The organism is Pseudomonas sp. LBUM1661 (genome assembly GCF_059695925.1).
Window position 1 is genome coordinate 777,774 of record NZ_CP166794.1, and the last position, 17,227, is coordinate 795,000.

Here is a 17,227-nt window from a genome sequence, read left to right on the forward strand (position 1 = left end):
GGTGCACGGCTTTCCATTTGGCCAAGCTAATAAAGCAAACCATGGTTTCGTTTGAGATCCGCTTCTTCCGGTTCGTGGCAGAAGACAATTCTGATATTCCGAATAGAGCTGCCGGCCCATTATGTGTTTGCCTTTACGATTGTTAGCTTTGGTGTAGGTCTGTCTGGCTCGGATGAGATAATTTGCTTATAGGTAGACCATGATTTTTTGAGAGCTTTTTCTAATCTTTTGTAGTCAAGTTCGAGATTGCCGCTGGTTTTCAAGATTCCCTGAACATCTCTTCTGAGTTGCAAGTAAGCATTTGCGCACAGGTTAGCGTGCCATAGCGCGTTTCGGTGCGCGAGCTTATAATCAATAGGAGTGTCCGATGCACGTGCCGTTTTTGATTTTCCTGACCTGGCTAACAGAAGTGAATACGCTTTCTCGCGAAGAGATAGAAAGTATGACCAATTGTCATTAAATGTGTGACTTCTAAAGTGGTCGTTGGGAGCGGTTTTTAGGCACGTTTTCAATGTGTTATATGAGATTCCGGTAAATAAGTTTTCAATTTCAAGCGAGCAGAAAGATTTAGCGTCTTGGAGTTGCTCTGGTTCGATTGCTTTCGTATTCTTTTTTTCATTTAGAATGTCTTGGAGCCAATTGATGCGGTTCGTGGCATTCTGTAGTTTGCTCAAGCTCATTTTAACCATCCTTGCCAATAATAACGGCGAGATCAGTAAACTCTGTATCCCCTGGAATAATTGTTCTTATTTTTATTGGTTTTGCGGAGAGATGTCCTGACGCTACAGCATTTCTCACATAGGATGAGAATTTATCAGGCGCTAGGCCTGAGATTGAATCCACTTTTAGCTCTTTTAGAATTTTGCGATATGTAGCGGCGGTTGGAGAGTCGATTCCGTTTCCTCTAGACAACTCGATGTCAATTATCTTGTTTTCGATATACCTTGCTTCCAAATCCGACAATTCTGCTCCATCTATATTTGCATCGGTGTAGGCTCGCGTATAATCTGCGTTTCGATGGGCAGCCATCCAAGCTGCCAACTCATCACCGTGATATTTTTCATCCCAAGACAACGTTAAGAGGAAAAACTTGCGAAGCTCATGAATTCGAAAGTATTGTCTACGGCCGTGCTTATCTAAAGGTATGTTTAAATGATCGCAGAAATAGTCCATGCATCTTGTGATAGCTTTTCCCAATGCGCCGCTTGAAGTTCCTTTGATGGGCGGGGACATACCATCATTCCATGAGGGGAAATAGAGTAGCCGGGTTGGTTTGGCATCCAGGCCGAAAAAGTGCTTGGCTGTAACAATACCAATTTTTTGTAGCAGAAATACTGCTTTGTAGGTTAAATAGGGTATGGGTCGGTCGACTTCTGTTGAATAACCAAGTACTGCTGATTTTTCATTCGGGACCGTAAGCCAGCAGCCGTTTGTTAGATTATTACGAAGGACGCAGTTATACGGAATTGTCGCTATCTCTCCCTCACGCATTGGTTTCATCATGCCGAGTGCGTAGGTGCATGCGCCGATTAAAATGTAAATTGCTTGTACTAATGTGAGGTTGCCCGGGACAATGTCGCGACTATCTTTTTTATTGGCGAAATTTAATCCCGCAAATTCAATGATGCTAGGCGACCTCGAATTGTCGGCTAGCGTAACATTATAATTGGCAATAAGAGCATCAAAAGTTTGTTTTTTCTCTGCCGCTAAAACATTGTAATCCTCGCCCTCCATTTTCTTATCTATTGTGTTGGAATTTGTTAAGTGCTGGCTATATATGTCTATCAGATCATCGCCGAAGTTTATGATCCATCTCGCGGCTTCATTCAGGACTGCAAGTCCATCATTGATTTGTATAAGTCTCTGATGTTGAGAAGGTGCTAGGTTTTGGTTTAGCTCGTGAACTACATCTTTTGCTGCTCTTTCAATATATGGAATGCACGTATGCTCAATTTGGTGCCCCGCTAGGAAGTAGTCGAAAAACAAGCGATGTGCAAGCATGTTGCTCTCTGAAACCCGGAGATCTTCCACTTCATCCATGGGGCGAGCGTTCAACGTTGGATGATTGGTTAGAGTTCTGCCGCATAGCAATAGTGGCTCAGAAGCCAATCCCTCTTCAAACTGTCTCAGAAATGCTCTCACTTTTTCGCTGCGAAAGCCTTCTTGCGTGTGCTGAATTAAATTCGCTAGGAATACTCTACACACAAGCGATTCAGGTTTTGGAGTGTAATCTTTATATAATCCTTCGGACCTCAATTTGTTTTTTATTTTGACAGTTGTTAGAGCGTCTACATATGGCAAAGCAGATAGAGCCTTTTTGGTTGGCTTCCGATTAAATGTAAGCTTGTGAAGAGCTGTAAACAGTCTGGGAGTTATTTCAAGAGCCTCTGACCAATTATCTAGAGAGAGTTGATAAGTTAATTCTTTGATGTCTTCTGAATCCAGAAGGCTGAAGCCGAACTTCTGCGGTTCGAGTGTATCGACGCGTAGATATATCCATGATGTCAGGTTCAGTCCCCACCGGACAGCCGCTTGCCAACTTGTAGGTCCTGGTGAGTAACCGAGTAACCCGGACCGAAGGGCGAAAGCCCATCGTTGCAAACCATGCAGGGGTACCGAATTCTCTGGATCTGTGAGTAGTGTATTGTTCGGTAGACGATGTGCAAAATTTACATTTATGGTTCCTTTCCATTCGCCATTTTCCAAGTACTCATGGCTAGCGTTTTGGGTTTTCCATACATGCGAGCCAATGTCCCCTTCCAGCAACCAGTCCGCTTTAATGTCGTTCACTGTGGGTTTCGGAGCGTAGAGCGCACGGGCAGCGTCGATAAGTTTCTCGACGTCATTGTGCGAGTACTCACGAGTGGTGTATTTGGCCATCGTCAGAGCCTGTCAGCGTCGATAATTTTAGAGTTATATGTTTCTACAAGCTTGCGCGACTTCTGCCAAATAAATTTTAGTTGAGCCATGGATGTTCCACTAAGTAAATCGTGGATTGATTCATCGATGAAACTTTCATCCGCGGAATGCACTGCGCTTGAAATTAGCTGAAATAGACCCATTAAATATTCCGGCTCAAGATCATTGTCTCGGTGAGGTCCTGGCTCCTCCGAACTCTTATATTTTACACAAAATACTTCTAGCGATGCTATCGCTTCAGGGGACAGGCAGAGATAGAGATCCTTATTTTTCAAAGGCCCGTTTTGGTTCTCGCCTGAGCCAAAGTCTTTAGAATAAGTGTGGTGGAATGCGTCTGAGAACGGATTGCCGTATTTGTCCTCAGTTAAAATCTGAACGATGAACGCATGCAACTGTTCGACGGTTTCAAAGTCCGAAGCTGCTAATTGCCAGTCTGCCCCGGCTGTTGCTAGCACTATCGTTTTTTGTTGAAATTTTCTAACGATGCGGGCGTGCATTCGGCGTAGCAGCCATGGTGGTAGGTAACAGGCTAAAACAGTATCAACCGTATTACCCATCACGCTCGCCATCGCGGCTACTGAAGTGGTTTTAATCCAAACAAGAATACCCTGAGTATTACGTATCCTGCTCAGACTTAACGTGTCACGGGCGATACCAGCCGCTTCGAATTGCGTTTGTTTCAGAGAAAAAAGGTTCGTGCATTCATTTGAATTCAGTCCGTTACATAGTTTGCCGACACGGCCGTAGCCATTTCTGGTCGCAACTAAAAACAGCTTTCGAGAGGTAGATGGCAGACTTCTATCGGTTTTGATCCGTAGGCGGCGGTTATTCTCCCATACTTTTTCAATCACATCTGAGGCGAGTCCCGTGAGCATGCCTCCCTTGCGATCGTGTGCTCGTCGTTTATCGACCGTAAATGTATAATGACTTCCCGACGTCGCTGCAACTGATAACAAAAGTTTCCCATTCTTGTCATACAAATCGGCGTCTTCTAAAGCGTCAGGGTTAAACTTCGGCTGTTCATGTATCAATATGGCAGCAGCTACCGAACAGTCCATTGTACTGAAGAATCCCAACGATCTCCCAAGGATTTCAGGGAACTGAGCCCCAACAAGTGTGTTAGCAGTTTCGTTGATGAGCTTTTCTTTTATTATTTTTTGAATTCTGTGGCAGGTGGTTATGGGGGCTAAGAAGGGTATGCTTTTAAGACTTACCCAGTTAAGCTCATTCAGACTATCTGTTTCAAGAAAATAATAGTTTACGGCGGCAAGAAAAAAAGCGAGTCCTCGTTCTGTGCGCGGGTCAGCGATATGAGTTGTTTTTCCATACCGGGCCTTATGCCACTTTGGATCAGCAAGAGCGCTAAGTAATTCTGTACGGGATATTTGACTGGATAACGATTTACTTAGATCATGGGTATTAACCATATCCTCCCAATAATCTACGCAAATTTTATGCGTTGCGGCTAATCGGTCACTGAGGCTCTTGGCTATATCGTCGAAAAAGGTCTCACTATCCTCTGTATACGAAAGATCCGTGATAAATGACTTAGGCCAAGCTAAGTCCTCAACCGCCTCAGGTGGAGGCACTGACTCATATTTCTCACCAAGAACGAGGTTCGCAGCAGATTCGTTCACTGGCGTACTGGCCGGAAGTGATGCAGCAGGAACAGGGCAGGAGGGGATAACACCATCTCGCATCAGCCGTAATAAAAGGAGGCGGATATTGCCCCAAGTCGCACGGCAGGATTGCACAGTTCTTCCTGCATCAGCGGCACCTTCACCGTAGTGATGACAGTACAAGTTGAAAATGGTCATGGGCCACTGGTCTTTGACGGGCCAGTTTGGGGAGTGGCGTTTCAAAAAGCCTAATACCGAGGCAGCAGCATTTATGTAAGACCCTTCGGTGTAGAACGCCATGCCAGCTGTTAACCCTACCAAGGCTTCGCCGATCCTGCTCAGGTCGGCACTGGAGGAGTTGGCTGGCCCCGTGATGATTCTCTTGCTATGCCCGCCTCTGAAGCGGACATCATCTCGGAGCAAGATCAGCCTGTTGTCTTCGATGACAAACCTCATACGCCCACCACCCCAGAGACATTAGGGTAAACCTAGTAGGTGTTTGGACGGTGTCAAAAGCCGGTGTCACAGATAATTCTATCTATCTGAAAACGTTGATAAAAAAATAGACAGACGGTTGACAGTACGGAAAAGACTTAACATCGCCATGGGTGCGTCGCTGTCGACGGTGATCCTGACGGTGCCGGTGATGGAAGCGATGGCGCTCTACACCGGCCAGCCGTTCCAGATGGCCATGACCCCGGTGCAGACGGTGATGATCTTTCTGACCCTGATCGTCAGCGCGATCAACCTCAACGACGGTGAAACCAACGCCATCGAAGGCATGACCCACTTTGTGCTGTTTGCGACGTTCATCATGTTGTCGCTGCTCGGTCTCTGAACCCAACACAAAACCACTGTGGAAACCGGATCAAAAATGTGGGAGCGGGCTTGCTCGCGAAGGCGGTGTGTCAGTCAACGATGATGTTGGCTGCTTGACCGCTTTCGCGAGCAAGCCCGCTCCCACATTAGAGCTCTGTCGACTCAGGTACCGGCGATCAACTGCCGGGCCGCCTGGCTGTGATCGGCGATCAGGCCTTTGAGATCCAGCCCTTCAACCTGCCCATCAATCACCCGCCACTTGCCGCCAATCATCACCCGATCCGCCCGATCCGCGCCGCACAACAGCAACGCCGACACCGGATCATGACTGCCGGAGAAACGCAGCTCATCGAGCTTGAACAACGCCAGGTCCGCCTGCTTGCCCACCGCCAGCTCACCGATATCGCTACGCCCCAACAAACTTGCCGAACCCTTGGTCGCCCACCCCAAGACCAACTCCGGAGTGATCTTCTCCGCGCCGTAACGCAGCCGCTGAATGTAAAGCGCCTGGCGGGTTTCGAGCATCATGTTCGAGGCATCGTTGGACGCCGAGCCGTCCACGCCCAAGCCCAGCAACGCGCCCGCTGCGGTCAGATCCAGCGTCGGACAAATGCCGGAAGCCAGGCGCATGTTCGAACTCGGGCAATGGCAGATCCCGGTGCCGGCCGCACCGAGGCGGGCGATTTCGTCCGGGTTGAAATGGATGCCGTGGGCCAGCCAGGTGCGCGGGCCGAGCCAGCCGACGCTGTCCAGGTAATCCACGGTGCGCAGGCCGAAGCGTTGCAGGCAGAAGTCTTCTTCGTCGAGGGTTTCGGCCAGGTGCGTGTGCAGGCGCACGTCGAGTGTGTTCGCCAATTCGGCACTGGCCGACATGATTTCCGGTGTGACCGAGAACGGCGAGCAGGGCGCCAGGGCGATCTGGATGTGTGCGCCATCACCGCGTTCGTGGTACTTGGCGATCAGGCGCTGACTGTCGGCGAGAATCACTTCGCCTTCCTGCACGGTCTGCTGCGGTGGCAGGCCGCCGTCCTTTTCGCCGAGGCTCATGGAACCGCGCGTGAGCATGGCGCGCATGCCCAGTTCGCGCACGCTTTCGACTTGCACGTCGATCGCATTTTCCAGGCCTTCGGGAAACAGGTAATGGTGATCGGCGGCCGTGGTGCAACCGGACAGCAGCAATTCGGCCAATGCGACTTTGGACGCTAGAGCGAGTTTTTCAGGGGTGAGGCGCGCCCACACCGGGTACAGGGTTTTCAGCCACGGGAACAGCGGCTGATTGACCACCGGCGCCCAGGCGCGGGTCAGGGTTTGGTAGAAGTGGTGATGGGTGTTGATCAGGCCCGGCAGGATCACATGCTCGCGGGCATCGAAGACGTGTCCACAGGGCGCGGAAGGTTGCTGGCCAGCGGCGAGCACCTCGACGATCAAGCCGTCTTGCAGCACCAGGCCGCCACGGGCATCGAGCGCGTTGGCCGTGAAAATGGCGAGGGGGTTTTTTAACCAGGTACGGGTCGCAGGCATGTTGGCCGGCTCCTCTGAAAGTGGGGTTCAGGGTTGCCAGCTCAGTGATTACCCTGTCTGCTGATCCAGGGTCGCCGGGGAGGCGAGGTGCGAAGTTTCGAGCAAAAGCGCGTTGCGGGCAAGCCCGAGCCGACCAGCTGGTGCAAAACCCCTGTAGGAGCCGAGCTTGCTCGCGAAGGCGGCTCAACATTCAACAGAAGTGGTGACTGACACGCTGCCTTCGCGAGCAAGCTCGGCTCCTACAGGTAGTCGGGGTTCAGGTTTTATTGCGTCAGGACTTGTCTGATTCCTGTGGGTGCGCTATCAACGCATTGGCTGCACCCACCTACCTGTTTGGAAGTGCCTATGACCTTTGAAGTCCCAGCTCACGGCGGCAAACCTGCCAGTCGCATTCGTCAGAAGAACGAAGAGACCATCATCAAAGCCGCCGAAGACGAGTTCGCCCGTCACGGGTTCAAAGGCACCAGCATGAACACCATCGCCCTGAATGCCGGGTTGCCGAAAGCGAACCTGCATTACTACTTCACCAACAAACTCGGTTTGTACGTGGCGGTACTGAGCAACATCCTCCAGTTGTGGGACAGCACCTTCAACACCCTGACCGCCGAAGACGATCCGGCCGAAGCGTTGACGCGTTACATCCGCGCCAAGATGGAATTCTCCCGTCGCCAGCCGCAGGCCTCGCGGATCTTCGCCATGGAAGTCATCAGCGGTGGCGAATGCCTGACCGAGTATTTCAACCAGGACTATCGCGCCTGGTTCCAGGGCCGCGCGGCGGTGTTCCAGGCGTGGATCGATGCCGGCAAAATGGACCCGGTCGACCCGGTGAACCTGATCTTCCTGTTGTGGGGAAGCACCCAGCATTACGCTGATTTCGCCACCCAGATCTGCCGTGTCACCGGGCGCACCAAGTTGACCAAGCAGGACATGGAAGACGCCGGGAACAACCTGATCCGCATCATTCTCAAGGGCTGCGGCCTGACGCCGGTTCTCTGAGACGCTTATGCCTTTTACCCTCAGCGGTTTTTGTGAATACCGCGAAGACATTCGCAAAAGCCGCTTCATCACCTTCGCCGCGCCGATCAGCAACCCTGCTGAAGCCCAGGTGTTCATCGAACAGCACAGTGACCTGAACGCCTCGCACAATTGTTGGGCGTGGAAATGTGGCGACCAATACCGCAGCAACGATGATGGCGAGCCTGGCGGCACGGCGGGCCGGCCGATCCTGGCCGCGATCGAAGCGCAGGATTGCGACCAGGTCGCGGTGCTGGTGATTCGTTGGTATGGCGGCATTCAGCTGGGCACCGGCGGCCTCGCGCGGGCGTATGGCGGCGGTGCCAATAAATGCCTGCAAGGGGCGCCGAAGGTTGAGTTGATCAGTCGGGTGCCGGTGCGTTGTGCCTGTGCGTTTGGCGAGTTGGCGCTGGTGAAGCTTCGGGTGGCGGAACTCGGCGGCCTGGTTGTGGAGGAAACGTTCACCGCCAACGGTGTCGAGCTGCAATTGGCAATTGGCGACGCGCAGATCGAAACGTTGCAATCACAACTCGCGGATTTGAGTCGTGGGCGCATTTTGTTGCAGCGCTAAAAAGGCTGCGATCTTTTGGGGCATGAGTGATTTTCTGCGCGCTCCGCACTTGCCCACATCTGCTGTGCACCCGGCTGTGGATAACCTGAGCACATACGGCTGTAACCCTTCTGTCATGCGGCTTTGAAGGCTTTGTTCATTTTTCGTCCAATCCGCTATCGAAAATGCCAAATCCACTTAAAAACATAGAGTTAGAGCGGTTTATCACCTTTAGGAGATAGCCGCTCGGTGCTTATGCCCGACCTTTGAGCTTGCACACAAATACTGTGGAGCAACCTGTGGATAACCCGTTCATGCCTGTCGCCGCCCCGTATCCGGCATGGCTTGCGCGGGGTTGCTCGTTTTTTGACCAGATTGTTACGGGCAAAAACCGAGCCTGATCAACGGCTTTGCTCTCTATTGGTGCCTGAGTCTGAATCGACACCGCGCCAAGCCGCGCGCTCAATGCCTTTGTATATAAGGCTTTGCAACTTTCCTGACTCAATGGCCAGGAAATTGCTTTATCCACAGGCATTAACTCAGTCGAGCCGAGCCTGTCATGCCCAACCCCGTGCCGATCCCCAATCAAACGCCTCGCCTGCAACTGCGCAACATCAGCAAACGCTACCCCGGTTGTCTGGCCAACGACGCCATCGACCTGAGCATTGCTCCCGGTGAAATCCACGCCCTGCTCGGAGAGAACGGCGCGGGTAAAAGCACGCTGATGAAGATTATCTACGGCGTCACCCACGCCGATTCCGGGGAAGTGCTTTGGCAAGGGCAACGCGTCTCCCTGCGCAACCCGGCCCAGGCGCGAAGCCTGGGGATCGGCATGGTGTTCCAGCATTTCTCGCTGTTCGAAACCCTGAGCGTGGCGCAGAACATTGCACTGGCAATGGGCGCGGCGGCCGGTACGCCGACACAGCTTGAGCCGAAGATCCGTGAGGTGTCCCGGCGCTACGGCATGGCGCTGGAACCGGAGCGACTTGTCCACAGCCTGTCCATCGGTGAACGTCAGCGGGTGGAAATCATTCGTTGCCTGATGCAGGACATCCGCCTGCTGATTCTCGATGAGCCGACCTCGGTACTGACGCCGCAGGAGGCCGACGAATTGTTCATCACCCTGCGCCGGCTGGCGGCCGAGGGCTGCAGCATTTTGTTTATCAGTCACAAGCTCGGTGAAGTCCGCGCGTTGTGCCACAGCGCGACCGTACTGCGCGGCGGTCGGGTGGCCGGGCATTGCGTGCCGGCCGAGTGTTCGGATCAGCAACTCGCACGGTTGATGGTCGGTGAAGCGGCCGAGCTGATAGCGGACTATCCGAAGGTCACGGGCGGCGATACTTTTTTGACCGTGAGTGGCTTGTCCTGGCACAACCCGGACCCGTTCGGTTGCTCGTTGAAAGACATCGACCTCGACGTGCGCAGCGGCGAAATCGTCGGTATCGCTGGCGTGGCCGGCAATGGTCAGGATGAGTTGCTGGCCTTGCTCAGCGGCGAAGAACGCCTGCACCGCATCGAGGGCAAGACGATCAGTTTCGGCGGCCAACCCGTAGCGCACTTACGCCCGGATGCTCGACGCAAACTCGGACTGGCCTTCGTCCCCGCCGAACGTCTGGGGCATGGCGCGGTGCCGGAATTGAGCCTGGCGGACAATGCCTTGCTCACCGCGTTTCAACAGGGACTGGTCAGCAACGGCCTGATCCAGCGCGGCAAGGTTGAAGCCCTGGCCGAGGACATCATCCGCCGCTTCGGGGTCAAGACGCCCGATACACAGGCTCCCGCCCGCAGCCTCTCCGGCGGCAACTTGCAGAAATTCATCCTCGGCCGGGAAATCCTCCAGCAGCCGAAACTGTTGGTGGCCGCGCACCCGACCTGGGGCGTGGATGTCGGTGCGGCCGCGACCATTCACCGGGCGCTGATTGCCTTGCGCGATGCCGGCGCGGCCATCCTGGTGATCTCCGAAGACCTCGACGAACTGTTCCAGATCTGTGATCGGCTCGGCGGGTTGTGCGGCGGTCGACTGTCGCCGCTCAAGGCGACCGCCGACACCCGGCTCAGCGACGTCGGCGGCTGGATGGCCGGCCAGTTCGATGCCCCTCAATCACCTGCTTCCGCAATGGTTTAACGGAGTTACCCATGCTGCTTTCCCTCGAACCCCGTGGCCAACAATCGCGCCTGATGCTGTGGTGCTCGCCATTACTGGCGGCGGTCCTGACATTGGGCTGCGGCTCGTTACTGTTTATCGCGCTGGGCCACGACCCGTTGCTGACCTTGCACACGCTGCTGATCGCACCAATCAGCGACGTGTATGGCGTCTCTGAATTGTTGGTCAAGGCGTTGCCGATTCTGCTCTGCGCGTTGGGGTTGGCCGTGGCCTATCAAGCGCGGATCTGGAACATCGGCGCCGAAGGCCAGCTGCTGCTCGGCGCGTTGGCCGGCAGTGCGCTGGCCGTGAACATCATCGATGTGCAAAGCCGCTGGGCGCTGGTGTTGATCCTGCTCACCGGCACCCTGGCCGGCGCGGCGTGGGCCGGGTTGACGGCGTGGTTGCGCACGCGCTTCAACGCCAACGAAATCCTCACCAGCATCATGCTCAATTACATCGCCCTGAACCTGCTGCTGTTCTGTGTGCACGGGCCGTTGAAGGATCCGGCCGGGTTCAACTTTCCGGAGTCGGCGATGTTTGGCGATGCCAGCCGGTTGCCGTTGTTGATGGAGGACGGTCGGGTTCACGCCGGTGTGTATTTCGCCTTGCTCGCGCTGGTGGCGGTGTGGGTGCTGCTGCAGAAAAGCTTCGTCGGGTTCCAGATCAAAGTGCTCGGGCTGGACAAGCGAGCAGCCGGTTTTGTCGGCTTTCGCGAGAAGCGCCTGATTTGGTTGGCGCTGTTGATCAGCGGCGGATTGGCCGGTTTGGCCGGCGTCTGCGAAGTCACCGGGCCGATCGGCCAATTGGTCCCACAGGTTTCTCCGGGCTACGGCTATGCGGCCATCACCGTGGCATTTCTCGGGCGGCTGAATCCCATCGGTATTTTGTTTTCCAGCCTGTTGATGGCGCTGCTGTACATCGGTGGCGAGAATGCGCAGATGAGCATGAATCTGCCGCAAGCGATCACTCAACTGTTCCAGGGAATGATGCTGTTTTTCCTGCTGGCCAGTGACGTGCTGATTCTCTACCGACCGCGTCTGAACCTGCGCTGGGCTCGCCGTGCGCCAACCGCCGCCGTACGCGCAGGAGCGCTGTGATGGATATCGATCTGCTGAGCAATATTTTCTACGCCATGGTCCGTTGCGGTACGCCGTTGCTGTTGGTCGCTCTCGGTGAATTGATCTGCGAGAAGAGCGGCGTCCTGAATCTGGGGCAGGAAGGCATGATGCTGTTTGGCGCGGTGATCGGTTTTATCGTCGCGCTGAACAGCGGCAACCTGTGGCTCGGTGTGTTGTTGGCGATGCTGGCCGGGATGCTGCTGTCGTCGCTGTTTGCGTTGGTCGCGCTGGTGTTCAACGCCAATCAGGTGGCCACCGGGTTGGCGTTGACGATCTTCGGCGTGGGTCTGTCGACGTTTGTCGGCGCGGCGTGGGTCGGTAAACCGCTGGCGGGTTTCGAGCCGGTGGCGATTCCTTATCTGAGTGAAATCCCGCTGATCGGGCGGATGCTGTTTGCTCAGGATTGGCTGGTGTACCTGTCGTTCGCATTGTTTGCGCTAGTGGCTTGGGTGATTCTGAAAAGCCGTGTCGGGCTGATCATTCAGGCCGTCGGGGAAAACCCGGATGCGGCCAGTGCGATGGGTTTGCCGGTGTTGGCTGTGCGTACTTTGGCGGTGTTGTTCGGGGGCGCGATGGCCGGATTGGCCGGGGCTTATTTGTCGCTGGCCTATACGCCAATGTGGGCGGAGAACATGAGCGCCGGGCGCGGCTGGATTGCCCTGGCGCTGGTGGTGTTTGCCAGTTGGCGGGTGTGGCGGTTGCTGCTGGGGGCCTATCTGTTCGGACTCGCCAGCATCCTGCATTTGGTGGCGCAGGGGTTGGGGCTGGCGATTCCGTCGAGCCTGCTGGCAATGCTGCCGTATGTCGCGACAATTGTGGTGTTGGTGCTGTTGTCGCGCGATGCGCTGCGGACACGGTTGTATGCCCCGGTGTCGTTGGGGCAGCCGTGGCAGGGCGGGCATTAGGTGGTAACCGGGCGGGCCTCTTCGCGGGCAAGCCTCGCTCCTACAGGGTTTGCGTTCCCCCTGTAGGCGCGAGGCTTGCCCGCGAAGGCGCCCGAACAGGCAACACCTGAACAACGCCCCACGCCAATTCAAAGAACAGGAAAATCACCAACAACGAACTCGCACCATGAACCAGGGCATACAGCAACCAAGCTGAAAACAGGAATCTGCCCGCCGCGTCATACCGACCGTAAATCTGCTGCGGATCGCGAATCCGCAGCACCGCCCACACGCACACAATCGAGCCCAACAGATTCGCCATCAGCATGTGCATCGGCTCGAACGCCGGCAACTCGCCCGGCAAGTTGAACGCCTGACTCACACTCGATAACAACCCATGCAACGCCGCAAAACTCCACGGCGTGGCAAACGCCGCCGTGACGATCAGGTCGTACCACGCGCTGCCGCGCACCAGTTGACGATATTGCGCAGAAGTCCACATCGGTCTTGCTCCAAAGAATCAGGGAGCAACAAGGCTAAAGCCTGGAGTATGCTCCAGGGTCAAGCCCTCTCGAGACGTCATGATGCGCATCGGTGAATTAGCCCTGGCCAGCGCCGTCAGCCGCGACACGCTGCGCTTCTACGAGCAGCGCGGATTGATCGCGGCGCAACGCAGCGCCAACGGTTATCGCGACTATCCGCCGGACATGGTGCAACTGGTGCTGTACATCAAGACCGCTCAACGGCTGGGGTTTACCCTCGGCGAGATCGGCAACAGCGTCGCCGCGTTGTGGCAGTCGCCCGATCCGGACAGCGCCGTCACGCAATTGCTGCAAGACAAGCTCAAGCTGATTGAAAGCCGCATGGACGAACTCGGTGCGCTGCGTCAGGAGTTGCAGCAACGCATCGGGCAACGTTGCCCATTGAATCCGTGATCCTCATTTATCAAGGAAGCCACTTATGTCTACGGTAAAAACCGCACTCATCATCGGTGCCTCCCGGGGCCTGGGCCTCGGCCTGGTGAAAACCTTGCTGGCCGACGGCTGGCAAGTCACCGCCACCGTGCGCAACCCGCAAAACGCCGAAGCCTTGCAGGCCCTGGGCAAGGTGCGGATCGAGAAACTCGACATGGACGATCAGCAGGCGGTCATTGCCCTCAGTCAACAGCTCAAGGGCGAAGTGTTTGACCTGTTGTTCGTCAATGCCGGGGTCAAAGGGCCGGAGGTCCAGACGCCGGGTGGCGCGACGCTGGCCGAAGTCGGTCAGTTGTTTTTCACCAACGCGGTGGCACCGATCAACCTGGCCCAGCGTTTCGCCGGGCAGATTCGTGCGGAAACCGGTGTGCTGGCGTTCATGAGCTCGGTGCTCGGCAGTGTGACCATGCCGGACGCCCCGGAGCTGGCGTTGTACAAGGCCAGTAAAGCCGCGCTGAATTCCATGACCAACAGTTTCGTCATGCAATTGGGCGAACAGAAACTTACCGTGCTGTCGCTGCATCCGGGTTGGGTGAAGACCGACATGGGCGGTGAAGGTGCGGATATCGATGTGGACACCAGCACGCGCGGGTTGGTTGATCAGGTGAATGCGTATACCGGCAAGGGTGGGCATCACTTCGTGAACTACCGGGGTGAAACCATTCCCTGGTAATCACCGCCATCCCTCTGTAGGAGCAAGCTCGCTCCTACAGTTTTCAGCGCGTCGCGGCCAGGCTCTCCAGGAAACTTTCCAGCACCAAATGCGGGCGACGACCCTTGCGGGTGACCGACGCGAGGCTCAGGTCATAAAACCGCGCTGTTGGTTTCAGCGCGCGCAGTCGGCCTTGCTGCACCCAAAGGGCGGCGTAGTGATCCGGCAGGTATCCGATGTAGCGCCCGGTCAGGATCAGGAACGCCATGCCTTCGCGGTCGGAAGCGCTGGCGGTGCAATTGAGCGCCTGATAATGGGCCTGGATTTCCGCCGGCAAACGGAAGGTCGGGGCGATCGCGTCCTGGCAATTGAGGCGCTCGTCGTCCAGTTGTTTGTCGTCGACATAAAACAACGGATGCCCGACCGCGCAATACAACAGCGAGCGTTCGCTGTAGAGCGGCTGATATTCCAGCCCTGACAGTGCGCTGGCTTGCGGCACCACGCCGACATGCAAGCGACCATCGAGCACGCCTTGCTCGACTTCGTTGGGCGCGATCATGCGGATCTGAATCTGCACGTCCGGGCCGCGCTCCTTCAATTGCGCCAAGGCGTGGGTGATGCGCATGTGGGGGAGGGTGACCAGGTTGTCGGTCAGGCCGATGGTCAACTCGCCGCGCAAATGCTGGTGCAGGCCGTTGACCTCGGTGCGAAAACTTTCCAGCGCACTTAACAGCTGCAACGCCGATTGATAGACCTCGCGACCTTCTTCAGTCAGGGAAAAACCGGCGCGACCGCGTTGGCACAGGCGCAAACCGAGGCGCTGCTCAAGGTCGCTCATCTGCTGGCTGATGGCCGAACGGCCGATCCCCAGCACCGATTCCGCCGCGGAGAAACCGCCGCATTCCACGACACTGCGAAAAATCCGCAGCAGGCGGATATCAAAGTCGCTGACTTGCGCCAGTGGATCGGGTCGACGGCTGCTCATAGTTTAGTGAATGCCTGACTGAACATTAGAAGAGTTGGATTTCACCGACTTTATCCCCGTGGCAATTTAGCTGCAAGAACGCTTTTCATCTCCATGCCGCTCATTGCCCTGCGAGGTTTTGCCCATGAACTTGCCCGAAAACGCCCCGTCTTCCCTGGCCAGCCAGCTCAAGCTCGATGCTCACTGGATGCCTTACACCGCCAACCGTAATTTCCAGCGCGACCCGCGACTGATTGTGGCGGCGGAAGGTAGCTGGCTGATCGACGACAAGGGCCGCAAGGTCTATGACTCGCTGTCCGGACTGTGGACCTGCGGCGCCGGGCACACTCGCAAGGAAATCCAGGAAGCGGTCGCCAAGCAATTGGGCACCCTCGATTACTCGCCGGGCTTCCAGTACGGCCACCCGCTGTCGTTCCAACTGGCTGAAAAAATCACCGACCTGACTCCGGGCAATCTAAACCACGTGTTCTTCACCGACTCGGGATCCGAGTGCGCGGACACCGCGGTGAAGATGGTCCGCGCTTACTGGCGTCTGAAAGGGCAGGCCACCAAGACCAAAATGATCGGTCGTGCCCGTGGTTATCACGGCGTGAACATCGCCGGCACCAGCCTCGGCGGTGTGAACGGCAACCGCAAAATGTTCGGTCAGGCGATGATGGACGTCGATCATCTGCCGCACACCTTGCTGGCGAGCAATGCTTATTCCCGTGGCATGCCGGAGCTGGGCGGTATCGCCCTGGCCGATGAGCTGCTGAAGTTGATCGAACTGCATGACGCGTCCAACATCGCCGCCGTGTTTGTCGAGCCCTTGGCCGGTTCCGCTGGCGTGCTGGTTCCGCCACAGGGCTACCTCAAGCGACTGCGCGAGATCTGCGATCAGCACAACATCCTGCTGGTGTTCGACGAAGTGATCACCGGTTTCGGTCGTACCGGCAAAATGTTCGGTGCCGATACCTTCGGCGTCACCCCGGACCTGATGTGCATCGCCAAGCAAGTCACCAACGGCGCGATCCCGATGGGCGCGGTGATTGCCAGCTCCGAGATCTACCAGACCTTCATGAACCAGGCGACGCCTGAGTACGCGGTGGAATTCCCGCACGGCTACACCTACTCCGCGCACCCGGTGGCGTGCGCCGCTGGCCTGGCCGCACTCGACCTGCTGCAAAAGGAAAACCTGGTGCAGAGCGTGGCCGAAGTCGCGCCGCATTTCGAAAATGCGCTGCATGGCCTGAAAGGTTCGAAGAACATTATCGATATCCGTAACTACGGCCTGGCCGGTGCGATCCAGATCGCGCCACGTGACGGTGATGCCATCGTGCGTCCGTTCGAGGCGGGCATGGCGCTGTGGAAAGCCGGGTTCTATGTGCGCTTCGGCGGCGATACCCTGCAGTTCGGCCCAACCTTCAACAGCAAGCCACACGACCTTGATCGCCTGTTCGACGCGGTCGGCGAAGTGCTGAACAAGATCGACTGATTTTCTCTATAGAGGCGCCCTTCAGCGGGCGCCTGTGAACAATTTTTCAGGAGCGTTACATGAGTCTTATCCCGCATTTGATCAATGGCGAACTGGTGACCGAAGAAGGTCGTACCGCTGACGTGTTCAACCCGTCCACTGGCCAGGCGATCCACAAGCTGCCATTGGCCAGCCGCGAAACCATCCAGAAAGCCATCGATTCGGCCAAGGCTGCATTCCCGGCCTGGCGCAACACGCCACCGGCCAAACGTGCGCAGGTGATGTTCCGCTTCAAGCAGCTGCTGGAACAGAACGAAGCGCGCATCGCGGAACTGATCAGCGAAGAACACGGCAAGACGCTGGAAGATGCTGCCGGTGAACTGAAACGCGGTATCGAGAACGTCGAGTTCGCGTGCGCCGCACCGGAAATTCTCAAGGGCGAGTACAGCCGTAACGTCGGCCCGAACATTGATGCCTGGTCGGACTTCCAGCCGCTGGGCGTGGTCGCTGGTATCACTCCGTTCAACTTCCCGGCGATGGTACCGCTGTGGATGTATCCACTGGCGATCGTCT

General features: G+C 56.0%; 15 protein-coding genes and 1 pseudogene (1 of these 16 running past the window's edge). 10 read left to right on the top strand and 6 right to left on the bottom strand.

Annotation, left to right across the window (positions count from 1 at the left end; translation table 11 throughout):
• Positions 1–119 precede the first annotated feature (119 nt).
• The 3 genes from ACA057_RS03515 to ACA057_RS03525 are packed head-to-tail and all read right to left on the bottom strand — an operon-like array spanning position 120 to position 4,994.
• Positions 120–680, bottom strand: a complete 561-nt coding sequence (locus ACA057_RS03515; RefSeq protein WP_497345983.1) for a hypothetical protein — start codon at positions 678–680, stop codon at positions 120–122.
• Position 681: 1 nt separating this feature from the next.
• Positions 682–2,880, bottom strand: coding sequence for a hypothetical protein (locus tag ACA057_RS03520; RefSeq protein ID WP_497345985.1), 2,199 nt, complete (start codon positions 2,878–2,880; stop codon positions 682–684).
• A 2-nt stretch (positions 2,881–2,882) separates the two neighbouring features.
• Positions 2,883–4,994 carry a hypothetical protein gene (locus ACA057_RS03525; protein WP_497345987.1) on the bottom strand — a complete coding sequence of 704 codons (2,112 nt, stop codon included), beginning with the start codon at positions 4,992–4,994 and terminating at the stop codon, positions 2,883–2,885.
• Between the two features lie 136 nt (positions 4,995–5,130).
• Here ACA057_RS03525 and ACA057_RS03530 point away from each other — a divergent pair.
• Positions 5,131–5,376: pseudogene (locus tag ACA057_RS03530) on the top strand (calcium:proton antiporter); the annotation flags it as partial.
• Positions 5,377–5,519: 143 nt separating this feature from the next.
• On the opposite strand, the gene ACA057_RS03535 reads toward ACA057_RS03530, so the two are convergent.
• Complete coding sequence (locus ACA057_RS03535) at positions 5,520–6,878, bottom strand: 8-oxoguanine deaminase (RefSeq protein WP_497345989.1); 1,359 nt, start codon at positions 6,876–6,878, stop codon at positions 5,520–5,522.
• A 345-nt stretch (positions 6,879–7,223) separates the two neighbouring features.
• Here ACA057_RS03535 and ACA057_RS03540 point away from each other — a divergent pair, with 345 nt between their 5' ends.
• From ACA057_RS03540 to ACA057_RS03560, 5 genes are all read left to right on the top strand, one after another.
• Complete coding sequence (locus ACA057_RS03540; protein ID WP_497345991.1) at positions 7,224–7,874, top strand: TetR/AcrR family transcriptional regulator; 651 nt, start codon at positions 7,224–7,226, stop codon at positions 7,872–7,874.
• Between the two features lie 7 nt (positions 7,875–7,881).
• The gene (locus ACA057_RS03545; protein WP_497345993.1) at positions 7,882–8,463 is read left to right on the top strand and encodes an IMPACT family protein; all 582 of its coding nucleotides are present in this window, start codon (positions 7,882–7,884) and stop codon (positions 8,461–8,463) included.
• 538 nt (positions 8,464–9,001) lie between these two features.
• Positions 9,002–10,567 (top strand): ABC transporter ATP-binding protein, encoded by a 1,566-nt coding sequence (locus tag ACA057_RS03550; protein ID WP_497345995.1) that lies wholly within the window; start codon positions 9,002–9,004, stop codon positions 10,565–10,567.
• An 11-nt stretch (positions 10,568–10,578) separates the two neighbouring features.
• The gene (locus ACA057_RS03555) at positions 10,579–11,685 is read left to right on the top strand and encodes an ABC transporter permease (RefSeq protein WP_497345997.1); all 1,107 of its coding nucleotides are present in this window, start codon (positions 10,579–10,581) and stop codon (positions 11,683–11,685) included.
• Entirely contained in the window at positions 11,685–12,611 is a 927-nt protein-coding gene (locus ACA057_RS03560) for an ABC transporter permease (protein WP_497345999.1), read from the top strand. Before ACA057_RS03555 ends, ACA057_RS03560 begins: the two co-directional genes overlap by 1 nt.
• Positions 12,612–12,651: 40 nt before the next feature.
• On the opposite strand, the gene ACA057_RS03565 is transcribed toward ACA057_RS03560, so the two are convergent.
• Positions 12,652–13,092, bottom strand: coding sequence for a hypothetical protein (locus ACA057_RS03565; protein WP_497346001.1), 441 nt, complete (start codon positions 13,090–13,092; stop codon positions 12,652–12,654).
• An 82-nt stretch (positions 13,093–13,174) separates the two neighbouring features.
• Here ACA057_RS03565 and ACA057_RS03570 point away from each other — a divergent pair, with 82 nt between their 5' ends.
• Positions 13,175–13,525: a MerR family transcriptional regulator gene (locus ACA057_RS03570; RefSeq protein ID WP_497349801.1), complete on the top strand. Its 351-nt coding sequence runs from the start codon at positions 13,175–13,177 to the stop codon at positions 13,523–13,525.
• A gap of 25 nt (positions 13,526–13,550) precedes the next feature.
• Entirely contained in the window at positions 13,551–14,237 is a 687-nt protein-coding gene (locus ACA057_RS03575) for an SDR family oxidoreductase (RefSeq protein WP_497346003.1), read from the top strand.
• 43 nt (positions 14,238–14,280) lie between these two features.
• Here ACA057_RS03575 and ACA057_RS03580 read toward each other — a convergent pair whose 3' ends face one another.
• Complete coding sequence (locus ACA057_RS03580; protein WP_497346005.1) at positions 14,281–15,201, bottom strand: LysR family transcriptional regulator; 921 nt, start codon at positions 15,199–15,201, stop codon at positions 14,281–14,283.
• A 124-nt stretch (positions 15,202–15,325) separates the two neighbouring features.
• Here ACA057_RS03580 and aptA point away from each other — a divergent pair, with 124 nt between their 5' ends.
• A complete protein-coding gene (gene aptA, locus ACA057_RS03585) occupies positions 15,326–16,675 on the top strand; it encodes an omega-aminotransferase AptA (RefSeq protein WP_497346007.1) in 1,350 nt (449 codons plus the stop codon).
• A 59-nt stretch (positions 16,676–16,734) separates the two neighbouring features.
• A protein-coding gene (locus ACA057_RS03590; RefSeq protein WP_497346009.1) for a CoA-acylating methylmalonate-semialdehyde dehydrogenase crosses the window boundary here: on the top strand, positions 16,735–17,227 show its beginning. 1,001 nt of this gene lie beyond the right edge of the window; only the first 493 of its 1,494 coding nucleotides appear in the window; it begins with the start codon at positions 16,735–16,737; the stop codon falls past the right edge of the window.